A 236-nucleotide genomic window follows, 5' to 3' on the forward strand; every position below is an offset into this window, starting at 1 on the left:
TGGGCTGCAATCAGCTAGTATGCGTATATTTTTTTTTTTTTTTTTTTTTTGGGGAGGTGGAGAGTCCCGAGTACTTCACTCCTGTCTGTGGTGTCCAAGTGTTCATGCCACGTGCCTCCCGAGTGCACTTTTTTTTGTGGCAGTCGCTCGTTGTGTTCTCTTGTTCTGTGTCTGCCCGTATCAGTAACTGTCTTGCCCCGCGTGTAAGACATTCCTATCTCGCTTGTTTCTCCCAT

At 47.0% G+C, this 236-nt stretch carries 1 protein-coding gene; it reads right to left on the bottom strand.

Annotated elements, in window-relative coordinates; all coding sequences use genetic code 11:
• Positions 1 to 14: 14 nt before the first annotated feature.
• On the bottom strand, positions 15 to 236 hold a 222-nt coding region (locus SM753_RS20800; RefSeq protein ID WP_323192954.1), incomplete at its 5' end, for a hypothetical protein.

The sequence above is a fragment of the Halostella sp. PRR32 genome (genome assembly GCF_034808085.1).
GTDB lineage: Archaea > Halobacteriota > Halobacteria > Halobacteriales > Natronoarchaeaceae > Halostella > Halostella pelagica.